A 13,056-nucleotide genomic window follows, 5' to 3' on the forward strand; every position below is an offset into this window, starting at 1 on the left:
TGGGGAAATTTTAAAGGAGAGAATATGAATCGTAAAATTGTAACTTTGGGAGAGCTTACTTTGAGACTTTCACCATTTGATTTTGAGAGATTTGTCCAAACTGACAAATTTGAAGTAATATTTGGTGGGGCTGAGGCTAATGTAGCCATAGCCCTCGCCAATCTTGGCGATGATGTTAGATACCTAACAAAACTTGTAGAAAACGAAATGGGTCAAGCCGCCCTAAACAATATAAGTAGGTTTGGTATAGATACCGATTACATAGTTAGGGGAGGAGAAAGGCTTGGGATTTATTATGCAGAAAAAGGAGTCGGCCTTAGATCGCCAAAGGTAATATACGATAGGAAAAATTCCTCCATGGCAAAGGCAAAAATAGAAGAATTTGACTGGGATGGAGTTTTTAAGGATGTAGGTCTATATTTTACAACTGGCATAACAGCAGCCATATCAAAAGAAGGTAGGGACCTTGTCCAATATTCCATAAAAGAGGCAAAAAAAAGAGGTCTAGTGGTTGTCTTTGACCTAAATTATAGGGCGAGTCTTTGGTCTCTAGATGAGGCTTGCGAATTTTATGATAAAGTTCTACCAATGGTTGACATCCTAATAGGAGTTTTGCCTACAAGACATGAATGTTTTAAGGGGGACTTCAACCATGAATGTCTAAGCCAAATGCTTAAAGAAATTCACGACAAATATCATATTAAATACACAATATCATCAATCAGAAACTCTTTTTCAGCATCTATAAATTCACTTTCAGCTGGCATGTACAATGGCAGGGAATACCTAAAAAGTCAGACCTATAAGTTTGATATTGTAGATAGGATAGGGGGAGGAGATGCCTTTGCAGCAGGGCTAATCCATGCCTATGTCAATGGCTACGACATCCATGATGCCCTAGACTTTGCCATAGCCCTATCAGCGCTAAAACATTCCATAATCGGTGACTACGCTCTCTTTACAGAAAAACAGGTAGGAAGGCTAGTAAGTGGTGATAAACATATGCTATCCTTCTCATGATGTTGATAAATTAAAAGAGTTTAAAATCTTAAAAGATAAAATTTATTAAAAATTTCCACAAAAAAAGCCCGACTAGGGCTTTTTTACATATTTTCGTTTTCAACTCTCAAAGTTTCATCTAGGAGGCTTAGGTAGTATTTTTTGGCCACTTCTATATCAAAAATTGACGAATCGTTAAAATAATCTGCTATTTCATCTATGAGATTTTTGATTTTTTCATCTTCTCCATATTTATCTTTGAGCTTTTCTGCTTTTTCTATTAATTGGTTGATTTTGTGGATTAAACCCATGGTCTTTGCTTCCTTGTCATTTTCTTTAAGGAGTTGTCTAAGGGTCCACTTTACGTTATTTTCTGTGATGCCGGCCTTGTGTTGAACATTTGCTTGGTTTTCTCTTAGATTATCTATGAGATTGAAAAGTTCTTCGTTTCCAAAACCGTTAAATAGGATGAAGTCGAAGTCCAGTATTTCATCATCACTTACTTCAAGTTTTTCGCTATCGTAGCCTTCAAAGCCCAAAAGGTGACCGATTGTGTAATCAAGATGGTCTTTTCCAACTTCTATTATTCTAATGCCATTTTCATTAGCGATTTTCTTAAATCTATCGTATTTTTCCATATCTATTGGATTATAATATAATATTTCTGCCATATTTACCTCTCTTTACTTATACATTATAAATATACTAATATGAAAGGAATAAGACAAACTTTATATTTTACTTATTGTGGGTATAAATAAATTAAGAACTTGTACGGAGGCAAAGATGACAGACTTCAAAGACAAACTAAATGAACTTTACAAAAAACAAGTAGAAGTTGATAATTTTATTAAAGAAGCTAGGGCCTTATTAGTAAGCCTTAAAGTCCATGCCATAAAAGTTGGCAAAAATGCAGATTTTACTGCTAGCAGATTTCTAAGGGGAAACTTCTTAGGTAATGTCCTTAGGTCTAATAAAAATAACAATGTAAATAAAAATATAGCTAGGGTTCAAGATGAGCTTTTGTTCTTCCAAAAAAAACTCTTGGTTTTTGATGAAAAGCTTGCAAAAAGTATCCATCTCCCTAGTTTAACAAGCGACTATTATCCAGTAGGAGGCAAGCTTTCTGATATAGGCTTTAGGATGAAGCTAAGATTAAAGGAAGAAGACATAAGAAAGACCCAAAGGTCAATGGAAAAGATTTTAAGAAGGCTAGTAGTAGAAAGAAAGAAAATTGCCTACGATATAAAAAAAATCAAAGAGAACAAAGACTTATAGATTATTGGACTGGATAGAAAATATAAACTCCATGGCTTAGATTCTAATATTTTCTAGCAGTCCCTTTTTATTAAAAAATTTATTTTAGATTAATATAGATATAGAAGGGAGCTTATATGATTAAAGTAACAAATTTCACAAAGATTTATTCAAATTGCAAGAAGGCTGTTGATGATATTTCTTTTACTGTAAACGATGGCGAAATTTTTGGATTTTTGGGACCGAATGGGGCTGGTAAGTCAACGACAATCAAATCTATAGTAGGCATAAATTCCAAATCATCTGGAGAAATTAGCATAAATGATTTAAGGCTTGAAGATGACGATAAGGCCTACAAGAGCGAGTTTTCCTATGTTCCAGACAATCCTGACCTTTTCGAAAACTATTCTGGCTATGAATACATAAATTTTATTGCAGATATCTATGGCATAGATACGGATACTAGGAGAAAAAGACTTGACTACTACCTAGGATATTTTGACCTAAAAGATGCAATGGATGAGCAAATTTCAAACTATTCTCATGGTATGGCCCAAAGGCTTGCCCTAATTGGTGCATTGATCAATGACCCTAATGTGATAATTCTAGATGAACCTATGGTAGGCCTTGATGCCAAGTCCGCCTACAATCTCAAACAAATCCTAAGACAAAGGGCAGCAGATGGCAAGATCGTCTTCTTCTCAACTCACGTCATGGAAATAGCCCAAGAGCTTTGCGATAGGCTTGCTATAATCAATAAGGGAAAAATTATAGCAGTTGGAACTTTTGATGAAATAAAAGAGACTTCTAATAAAACAGGAAGCCTTGAGGAAATCTTCTTGGAGCTTACTGATGAATAACATAAAAACAATAATCAAATACGCTTTCAAGGAACAGTTTTTTCCGTATTTTCCATCTAAAAGGCCCCAAGGTCTTCCCAAAAATTACCTCCTAAGGCTCATATCCATCCTCTGGTCATTTCTTTTCTTAGGCTTTATGTATTATATAGTAATGGGAGCAGCCCTAGCTATATTTATAGAGATTGGTAAAGAAGATATGTATTTTACGATCTTTGGTATGCTTACAAATACGATTGTAATATTTATATATGGGATAAAAATGTATGGTGATTTCTTTAATGAGAAATCTATAGAAAACTATGTCCCTATGCCAATTGGCCAAGGAGAACTCTTTTTAGGAAAGATAATCGGGGCAGTCTTGTCATTTTTCGACTTTTTCCTATTTTTCCTCTTGGGTCTAGTCCTATATTTTTCACAAAAAGCTATGGATGTAGGAACGCTGATTTTAGGAATCATTAATTTCTTTCCTATGATTGCAATTCCCTATAGCATACTTGCCATTATCCTTCTTATCATAAAAAGATTTACTAATGTAAATAGATACAAGAAAGTATTCAAAAATCTAGGATATCTAGTGATGTTTGCGATAATTGGAACTATTTATTATTTCTCCTTCCAACAAAATAAGGGAGGATCTAATGATAATTTTGATAGATTAGCAAATGGTCTAGTAAATACTTTCGGCAAAAACTCTGGCGTATCTAATATTTTCTTTAATGCCAAACTATTCGGCCTATCTCTTACAGGAAGTCTTTTTCAAAGGCTTATAGCAAGTCTGAGTCTTCTTGGCCTTGCCCTAGGCTTACTCTTTATAGCTTATAAGCTTGCCGATAAAAATTACTATAAGGCAGTTTTTGATAGGGCCATCACAAGTGAAGGGGCTAAGAAAATTAAGAAAACAAAAAAATCAAAGAGAGTTCCTATCAAAAAATCGAGCCAAGTTAAGGCTCTAGTCAAAAGGGATTTGAGGATCCTAACAAGCAATCTCATGTTTGTCTATACGCCTATGATTATGGCCCTAGTCTTTAGCATGATGGCAATAGGACAAAAAAATACCATAATAAATGATTTTGGAAAAGAGCTTGAGATAAATCCTCAAGCGAGTGTTTATGTCTTTGCCATAGCCCTAGCGATAGGACTAATTATTTGGATAAATGGCAATCTTACAAGCTCTTGCCTATCAAGAGAAGGCAAGGGATTTTATCTAATCCAAAGCCTACCGATAGATGCCAAAAGTCATCTTAGGGCAAGATTAATATCTGCCATGCTTGTATCAAGTCTTATCAATCTAATAATAAGTCTAGTAGTAGGAATTACCTTAAAACTAGGACTTGTAAATATTCTTATGATAATGATAGGTTTAAGCTTATCAGCCCTAGCATCTAATATAGTAGGCCTTCTTATGTCGACTGTAGGAATTAACACCAGCTGGAAAAATCCAAAAGAACTCGCCCAAGGGGGAATAAGGGCAATAATCTATTACATCATAAGCATGGTCTTTGTAATAATTCTTGTTGGAGTTTTCATTTTGCTGATGAATATAACAAAAGGAAATCTACTAATAAGTCTAATAGTCCCAATGCTTATACTTGTAATTCTAACACTAATCTTTTATATAATTGCCCTAGGACGATACAAAAATGGTTTTATGGATGTATGATAGCTACTAATAAGCCCAAGTGATTTATGCTTGGGCTTAACTTATCTTATATAATTTAGGGTGTATAATAAACTTATTAGAATTTAAGGAGCTTATATGAAATTTAATGAAATAGTATATAAAAGACCTGATTTTGATGGTCTTATTAAGGAAATATCTGGACATTTGGATGAGCTTGAGACAGCAAGAAGCGAGGAAGACTTCTTCGATAGTCATAAGAAAATTAACGATAGTTTTCTTTTAGTTGAAGAGCTTTATAATATCGTAATTATTAGAAATTCAATTAACACCAAGGACGAATTTTATGATAAAGAACTTGAGTGTTTCCATGAAAATATGCCACGCTTTGACGAATTAAGACATAGACTTGGCTCAATTAGACTAAAAAGTGCTTATAGAAAAAGTTTTGAAGAAAAATTTGGCAAGACTATAACAATGAGAGATGAGCTTCAAAGGGATATTTTCGATCCAGCTATCATGGAAGATAGGGTAGAAGAATCAAAGCTAGTAAACGAATACTACAAGCTAACAGGTGGAGCAGAAATTAATTTTAGGGGAGAAGTCAAAAACATTTCTGGTCTCTTAGCCATTAGTCAAGATAAGGACAGGGCTACAAGGAAGGAAGCCTTCGAAGCCCTCAATGCTTGGTTTTTTGCTAATATTGAAAAACTTGACAGTATTTATGATCAACTAGTAAAGATTAGAACAAGAATTGCCAAGAAACTCGGTTTCAAATCCTACACAGCTGTAGCCTACAAGCAGATGGGAAGACTTGACTGGGATAAGGAAGATGCTAAAAAATATAGGGAGCAAATAGCAAAATATATAGTTCCACTTAGCCAAAAAATCTATGCCGACCAAGCAAAGAGGATAGGAATTGAGAATATGAAATACTATGACCTTCCCCTAAGTTTTCTTTCTGGTAATCCAAAACCAGTAGGAGATGAGAAAGTTCTAGTAAAAGAAGCTCTAGAAATGTATAAGGACCTATCCAAAGAAACAGGAGAGTTTTTTACGGCCATGATAGACATGGGAATGATGGATCTAACCACCAAAGATGGCAAGGCTCCAGGTGGCTACATGACTAGCCTTCCTATAACAAAGATGCCTTTCATCTTCTCAAACTTTAACGGAACCAGTGGCGATGTCGATGTCCTAACTCACGAAGCAGGCCACGCCTTCCAAGGATATCTTACCAGAAATATGTATCCAGCAGAAAACAACGACCTAGCCATGGAAATAGCCGAAACACACTCTATGAGCATGGAATTTTTTACCCATCCATGGATGGAAAAATTCTTCGGAAGAGATACTGAAAAATACTATTATGATCACATAGCAGCTGCCATCAAATTCATTCCTTATGGGGCAAGCATAGATGAGTTCCAAGAATTTGTCTACGAAAATCCAACAGCAACTTCTGAAGAAAGAAGAGCAAAATACAGGCAAATAGAGAAAAAATACCTCCCACACCTAGACTATGACGGAAACGAATACTTGGAAAATGGAGGCAGATGGCAAAGACAACTTCATGTTTATACAGATCCCTTCTACTACATCGACTACACTATAGCCCAAATAAACGCCTTCCAATACTTTATAAAAGATATGGAAAATCACGATAAGGCATGGGAATCATATATAAACTTATGTAAAATTAGCGCAAGCCTTCCAAGCAAAGAAGCCCTAAAAGAAGTAGGCCTATCAAGCCCCTTCCAAGAAGGCACCATAGAAGAAATAATCCCTAAACTAACAAAATACCTAGATAGCTTGGATAAGGAAAAAATAAAATAAAAAGCAAAAGCTGATGGTGGAATAATTTATCCAGCCCATCAGCTTTATTTTTTTCTAAGAAATCCACCTAGCAAGACTTATCTTCAAATATTACTACAACAGCGCCTTCTTCTACTGAGATTTGGAAGTTTTCTTTCTTTGTTTCGTTGGATACTCCAAGGGCGTCTTCTATTTTTAGCTTATAATCTTCTAGTTCGTAGAATAGACCTTTTAGACTTAGTCTCGTCTTATCACATAGGGAAAAGATTGAAACGTAGAAGTCCTTGTCTTTATATTCATAAGAAAATTTAGAGTCGACTATAAAGACTTCTTTTTTTTGGGATTTTAATTTGATAGTTAAGCCTTCTTTTTTGTAATGATACATACTTCTAATATTGGCAAGGGTATGGCTTTCCCTACCACCAAGTCCACCATAGATTACTATATTTGTATAGCCTTTTTTTCTTGCAAATTCTATTGCAGCTACGGTATCGGTGTAATCTTTGATGGGGTTTAGGCTTATTACCCTGCTAAGATCAGGTTTAGTTGATGAGTCAAAATCTCCTATTATATAGTCGACTTCTATATTTTCTTTTTCTATTAGTTTATATCCCCTGTCTGCTGCTATTATCAAGTCGCCTTTTTCTTTTTTATCGAAGAAGCCATCGTAGCTTCCTCCTCCTATAATGTAGCAAGTTTTCATTTTTCACCTCTCCTCTAAGTTTATTATAAAATGTTCTTTTGAGCAATTTTTTATATTTGACGAAAAACTTTTTTTATGTGGTAAAATATACTTGTAAAGTAGGAAGGAGTTAGTATGGGAAAACTTGACAAGAAATCCGAGGATTTATTAAGAGTAATATGTTATGGAATTATCCTATTTTTTGCTTTTTGGTATTTCCCTGTTATCAAGAAGTTATTGGTTCAAGTTGTTGGTGTGATGGAGCCTTTTATTATAGGCGGGATGATTGCTTATGTGGTTAGTATCCCTATGAATTTCTTTGAAAGGAAATTAGAAGAATACTTTCCTAATGAAAAATACAAGAAAAAATTCGCAGGATTTTCTTTGGGTATTTCATGTATACTTATTATTTGTGCTTTAATCTTGTTTTTAAATATCCTTATACCAAGAATCATAACGGTCATATTTTCGTTTTTTAATAGATGGCCGGAATTTATTAGAGAAACCTACGATACCTTAAACAATCACAGCTTAACTAGACCTTATGCAGATAAGTTCTATGACTATGTCAACTCCTTTGGCTGGTATGAAGTTAGAAATGCTGTTATGAACTTTATTTCCGGAAAGAAAACTGACCTTTTTAGTTTTACAACAGGTATTCTAAACTCGGTCGGCTCATCCATCTTTACTATCTTTACGATTATTGTCTTTTCTATTTTTGTCCTAGTTTATAAGAATATGTTAAAGACAAATGGAACAAGGATTATGTATGCTATCCTAAGTGAAAAGAAGGCAGACTATCTAAATAAGGTATTTTCTCTATCCTATAACACCTTCAAGGATTATATCTTCTCAAGGTTGATAGCTGTTGTTACCCTATCAGGTCTAACTTTCTTGGGAATGTTTATAATGAAAATACCTAATGCTGGAATTATTTCGCTTTTCGTTGGGGTATCCGACCTAATCCCTATCTTTGGTCCTATTACAGGAGCAGGTCTATCTGCTGTTATTATATTTCTGGAAAGTCCAATCAAGGCCTTAATATTCGTAATTTATGATGTAATTATCCAACAAATCCAAGAAAATATAATCTATCCAGCCATAGCTGGTGAAAAAATAGGACTTCCAGCAGTTTGGGTGCTTGCCTCTATTACAATTGGTGGATCGCTTTTTGGCATTTGGGGTATGCTTATAGGTATTCCTGTAGCTTCAGTAATCTATACACTCTTTCATGAGTTTATTGACAATAAGCTAAAGGAGAAAAATATTTCTGATGAGATGATAGAAATAAAAAAGAACAAGCAATATACAATAGAGGATATAGATACTCATGAAGTTGACTAGATCAGAATTTGGAAAATTTGTGCCAGTCGTAGACGCTAACTCAATGTATTATGGCGGTTTTCAAAACTCTCTAGAAAAAAAGGGGGTTGGGAAGTTTTACAGGGATCGTTCATGTGTAGTTACAGCAATGACTAATGTCTACTTCTATCTCTTTCATAAGGAAAAAATCTTAGACATAGACCTTTACAACGAATATCATTACTATTTTTATAGGAGGCTTAGACCCCATGTAAATGGGATAGCCACAGTAAAATCCCTAGATAGGAGACTTAATAGGGTCAGGGATGATATGGCTATTAAACTTTCATCAAAGACCTTGACTGAAACTTTGATAAACAGAAGACCCCTAGCTAGGAAGATCGACTTCATAGAAGAAGCTCTAGCTAATGATAGTCCGCCCATAATCATAAACTGGTTATCAAAAGATATAGAAGTAATGCGTCATCATGGTGTGTGTATCACTGAGCTTAATAGGCTAGGCGATAAGCATGAAGTAGTTGTATCCAGTTGGGGAAGAATTTATAGATTTTTCCTAGAGGACTTCCAAAAACAAGCAAGAACTTATAGTGGTTTAATTTATTTTAAGGAGAGATAATGCAAAAACAAGCAAGACTCAGCAGAGGAAATGGAGTTATCCTACCAATTTTCTCCATTCCTTCTAATTATGGTATAGGAACTTTCGGCAAAAAAGCCTACCAAGCAGTCGATTTTATAGCCGATTCAGCTATTAAGTATTGGCAAATCTTACCCCTAGGGCAAACTTCCTATGGTGATAGCCCCTACCAATCATTCTCATCTTTTGCTGGCAACCCTTACTTTATCGACTTGGATATGCTAATAGAAGATGGTCTTTTGGAAAAAGAGGAGCTAGAAAATCTTAATTTTGGCGATAATAAAAGATATGTAGACTATGGCATCCAATACAATCTACGCTACAGAATCTTGGAAAAGGCCTATGATAAGGCAAAAGACCTAAAGGCTACAGAAATTGCAGCATTCAGAAAAGAAGAAAGTGAATGGATTGAAGATTATGCTCTCTTTATGGCTATCAAAAGAGAGAAATTTGATGTAAGTTGGCTAGAATGGGATGATGAACTTAAAAATAGGGACAAGAAGGCTTTAGCGGAATTTAAGAAGAAAAACGAAGATACGATAGGCTTTTATGTTTTTATCCAATATGAATTTTTCAAACAATGGAAGAAGCTTAAAGAATATGCTAACAGGAAAAGAATTAAAATCATTGGAGATTTGCCTATCTATGTAGCTATGGATTCTTGCGATGCTTGGGTTAACTCTAACATTCTAAAACTTGATCCAGATACTAAAGAGCCTTTGATAGTTGGAGGTGCTCCACCAGATGCTTACTCGGAAGATGGTCAACTTTGGGGCAATCCTGTTTACGACTGGGAAAAAGTAGGAGCAAGCGATTATGATTTTTGGATAAAAAGGATAGGAGCTTGCCTAAGGCTTTATGATATTCTAAGGCTTGATCACTTTAGAGGTTTTGAAGCCTACTATGCTATACCAGCTACTGACGATAATGCTAGATATGGCAAGTGGGAAAAAGGAAAGCCTTATGAGCTATTTGATAAGATAATCAAAACCTTCCCAGATGCCTTGTTTATAGCAGAAGACCTTGGATATATCACAAAAGAAGTAGATGATTTAAAGAATCACTACAACTTCCCTGGCATGAATGTAATCCAATTTGCCTTTGGAGAAAACTTCGACAGCAATTACCTACCTCACAACTATGTCAGAAACTCAGTTGTCTATTCTTCAACCCACGACTCCGATACCCTTCAAGGATTTTTGGATGTAGCTGATGAAGATTTGACAAAGTTAGTTGATAAGTATTTTGGCCTAGAAGATGGTGATGATAAGCTTTGGAAGATAAACAGAGCTCTTATGGCATCAGTTTCTGATATAGCAATGTTTGAAATACAAGACTTTTTGGGTTATGGTAATGATGCTAAGATTAATAGCCCTTCAACTCTCGGTAATAACTGGAAGTGGAGGAGCATTGATGAAGATTATGATGAAAAATTAGCGAAAAGAATAAAAGAAATGTCAAAAATTTATGGGAGATATGATAATGGACAAATTGAAAAAGAATAAGTTTATTGAAAACTACATCGAAAACTTGCAAAGAATTACCCTCAAATCTTTTGAGGATACATCTGATAAGGATAGATACGATGCCTTATGTGATTCTATCATGGAGCTAATCAACGAAGAGTGGAGAGATTGCAAGAGAAAAACTAGAAACCAAAGAAAGGCTTACTATTTTTCAGCAGAATTCTTAATAGGTAGGTCTTTAGGTAACAACCTAATCAACCTAGGAATCTATGATGAAGTAAAAGAACTTCTTAGCGAAATAGGCATAGACTTTGAAGCTATCGAAAACTACGAAGATGACGCAGCCCTAGGTAATGGTGGACTTGGAAGACTTGCGGCTTGCTTTATGGACTCTGCTGCAACCCAAGGTCTTAACCTAGTAGGTTATGGGGTTAGATACAGAGAAGGAATCTTCAAACAAAAAATCGAAGAAGGCTTCCAAGTTGAACATGGTGATAGCTGGATTAAGGATGGAGATGGTTGGTCAATCAGAGTAGACTCCGATGCTAAAATCGTAAGATTTAGAGACCAACAAGTTAAGGCTGTTCCATTCGATATGCCAGTAGTTGGTTTTGAAAATGGTGTAGTAAATACCCTAAGACTATGGCAATCTGAGCCATTCGAAGAATTTGACTTTGCTAAGTTTAACAACTACGAATACGACGAGGCGGTAAGTGAGAAAAACCGTGCAGAAGATATAACAAGAGTATTATATCCTAATGATATGCAAAGAGCTGGTAAGGTTCTAAGACTTAAACAACAATACTTCTTCTGCTCAGCATCTATCCAAGATATGGTAGAAAAATACAAAAACGACTATCCAGAAGACCTCAAGTTTGAAAATTTCAGCAAGTATCATGTTATCCAACTTAACGATACCCACCCAATTATAGCTATACCTGAACTAATCAGAGTTCTAGTTGACGAAAATGGAATCTTCTTTGAAGATGCCCTAGCTATAACAAGAAAAGTCTTCGCCTTTACCAACCACACTGTCCTTCAAGAAGCTCTTGAAAGATGGGATAAGGACATCATGCTTGAAGTAAATCCAAGATGTCTTGAAATAATTGAAAAAATCAACGATATCTTAGTTGATGAATTTAAGGCTAAGGGATATTCAGACGACCAAATCGACCCATACAGAATTGATAGATTTGAACAAATTCACATGGCTAACCTCGCAATTTATGTAGGATTTTCAGTAAATGGTGTAGCTGCCCTTCATACAGAAATCCTAAAAGACGATACCTTTAAACACTGGTATAAGCTAAGACCTGAAATGTTTAACAACAAAACTAACGGTATCACTCCAAGAAGATGGCTAGTTTACTCAAATAGAGAACTATCAAGCTTCATCACAGGAAAACTTGGTACAGAAGATTGGAAATATCAACTAGACCTCCTTAAAGGTCTTGAAAAATACGCCGATGATGAAAAAGTCCTAGAAGAATTGTGGAATATCAAACAAACAAAGAAAAATGAACTTGCTAGATATATCCTAGAAAAAGAAGGAATCAAGATTGATCCAAAATCAATATTCGACATTCAAATCAAGAGAATCCACGAATATAAGAGACAACACCTTAACATCCTTCACATAATCTACCTCTACCACAAACTAAAGAAAAATCCAGACATGGAATTTACCCCAACAACCTTTATCTTTGGTGGTAAGGCTGCCCCAGGATACTTTAGAGCCAAGGGTATGATTAAACTTGCCAATGAAGTAGCAAGAGTTGTAAATGCTGATCCTGACGTAAACAAAAAGCTAAAGGTAATCTTTGTAGAGAACTACAGGGTAACTTATGCAGAAAAACTCTTCCCAGCAGCAGATATTTCTGAGCAAATTTCTACAGCAGGAAAAGAAGCATCTGGTACAGGAAATATGAAGTTCATGTTAAATGGTGCCCTAACTCTAGGTACTCTTGATGGAGCAAACATCGAAATCTTTGAGCATGCTGGAGAAGAAAACAACTACAGGTTTGGTGCGACAGTAGAAGAGCTAAACGAAATCATGGATACCTATAATCCAGTAGAATTCTACTCAAAAGACCCTGACATCAAAGACGTAGTAGACAGTCTAGTAAGTGGAGAATTTAAGGATAATGAATCATATATGTTCCTAGATATCTACAACGAACTAATCAAGCCACAAGAAGGTCAAAGAGGAGATACTTACTTCCTCCTAAAAGATTTCAAGGCTTATGCAAAGGCTCACGAGAAAGTAAATAGAGAATACAAGAATAAGATGGAATGGTCAAGAAAATGTCTAATCAACATTGCTAACGCAGGATTCTTCTCATCAGATAGAACTATCCTTGACTATGCAAATGACATTTGGAAAATCGATCAAAACAGATAAA

11 protein-coding genes are annotated in these 13,056 nt (G+C 35.3%); 9 read left to right on the top strand and 2 right to left on the bottom strand.

From position 1 onward, the window contains the following. Positions 1-24: 24 nt before the first annotated feature. Positions 25-1,020: a sugar kinase gene (locus HMPREF0077_RS05555; protein WP_004837001.1), complete on the top strand. Its 996-nt coding sequence runs from the start codon at positions 25-27 to the stop codon at positions 1,018-1,020. An 83-nt stretch (positions 1,021-1,103) separates the two neighbouring features. Here the strand turns inward: HMPREF0077_RS05555 and HMPREF0077_RS05560 are convergent, their stop codons facing one another. Next, positions 1,104-1,670 (bottom strand): DUF3783 domain-containing protein, encoded by a 567-nt coding sequence (locus HMPREF0077_RS05560; RefSeq protein WP_004837002.1) that lies wholly within the window; start codon positions 1,668-1,670, stop codon positions 1,104-1,106. A 115-nt stretch (positions 1,671-1,785) separates the two neighbouring features. On the opposite strand from HMPREF0077_RS05560, the gene HMPREF0077_RS05565 reads away from it, so the two are divergent. The 4 genes from HMPREF0077_RS05565 to HMPREF0077_RS05580 all read left to right on the top strand — a co-directional run bounded on the left by HMPREF0077_RS05565 (position 1,786) and on the right by HMPREF0077_RS05580 (position 6,570). Then, the gene (locus tag HMPREF0077_RS05565; RefSeq protein ID WP_155811736.1) at positions 1,786-2,277 is read left to right on the top strand and encodes a hypothetical protein; all 492 of its coding nucleotides are present in this window, start codon (positions 1,786-1,788) and stop codon (positions 2,275-2,277) included. A 116-nt stretch (positions 2,278-2,393) separates the two neighbouring features. Beyond that, the gene (locus HMPREF0077_RS05570) at positions 2,394-3,116 is read left to right on the top strand and encodes an ABC transporter ATP-binding protein (RefSeq protein ID WP_004837004.1); all 723 of its coding nucleotides are present in this window, start codon (positions 2,394-2,396) and stop codon (positions 3,114-3,116) included. Further along, complete coding sequence (locus HMPREF0077_RS05575) at positions 3,109-4,776, top strand: hypothetical protein (protein ID WP_004837005.1); 1,668 nt, start codon at positions 3,109-3,111, stop codon at positions 4,774-4,776. Before HMPREF0077_RS05570 ends, HMPREF0077_RS05575 begins: the two co-directional genes overlap by 8 nt. A gap of 96 nt (positions 4,777-4,872) precedes the next feature. Then, positions 4,873-6,570 carry a M3 family oligoendopeptidase gene (locus HMPREF0077_RS05580; RefSeq protein ID WP_004837006.1) on the top strand — a complete coding sequence of 566 codons (1,698 nt, stop codon included), beginning with the start codon at positions 4,873-4,875 and terminating at the stop codon, positions 6,568-6,570. A 67-nt stretch (positions 6,571-6,637) separates the two neighbouring features. Here HMPREF0077_RS05580 and HMPREF0077_RS05585 read toward each other — a convergent pair whose 3' ends face one another. Beyond that, positions 6,638-7,252, bottom strand: coding sequence for a thiamine diphosphokinase (locus HMPREF0077_RS05585; protein WP_004837007.1), 615 nt, complete (start codon positions 7,250-7,252; stop codon positions 6,638-6,640). A 114-nt stretch (positions 7,253-7,366) separates the two neighbouring features. Between HMPREF0077_RS05585 and HMPREF0077_RS05590 the strand changes: the two genes are divergently transcribed. The 4 genes from HMPREF0077_RS05590 to HMPREF0077_RS05605 are packed head-to-tail and all read left to right on the top strand — an operon-like array spanning position 7,367 to position 13,055. Next, entirely contained in the window at positions 7,367-8,575 is a 1,209-nt protein-coding gene (locus tag HMPREF0077_RS05590) for an AI-2E family transporter (protein ID WP_004837008.1), read from the top strand. Then, the gene (locus HMPREF0077_RS05595) at positions 8,562-9,170 is read left to right on the top strand and encodes a hypothetical protein (protein ID WP_004837009.1); all 609 of its coding nucleotides are present in this window, start codon (positions 8,562-8,564) and stop codon (positions 9,168-9,170) included. Before HMPREF0077_RS05590 ends, HMPREF0077_RS05595 begins: the two co-directional genes overlap by 14 nt. Continuing rightward, the gene (gene malQ / locus HMPREF0077_RS05600) at positions 9,170-10,693 is read left to right on the top strand and encodes a 4-alpha-glucanotransferase (RefSeq protein WP_004837010.1); all 1,524 of its coding nucleotides are present in this window, start codon (positions 9,170-9,172) and stop codon (positions 10,691-10,693) included. The genes HMPREF0077_RS05595 and malQ overlap by 1 nt, the downstream gene beginning before the upstream one ends. Beyond that, on the top strand, positions 10,671-13,055 hold the full coding sequence (locus tag HMPREF0077_RS05605) for a glycogen/starch/alpha-glucan phosphorylase (protein WP_211204683.1): 2,385 nt from the start codon (positions 10,671-10,673) through the stop codon (positions 13,053-13,055). Before malQ ends, HMPREF0077_RS05605 begins: the two co-directional genes overlap by 23 nt. The last annotated feature ends 1 nt before the right edge of the window (position 13,056 follow it).

It is taken from the genome of Anaerococcus tetradius ATCC 35098 (assembly GCF_000159095.1).
GTDB lineage: Bacteria > Bacillota > Clostridia > Tissierellales > Peptoniphilaceae > Anaerococcus > Anaerococcus tetradius.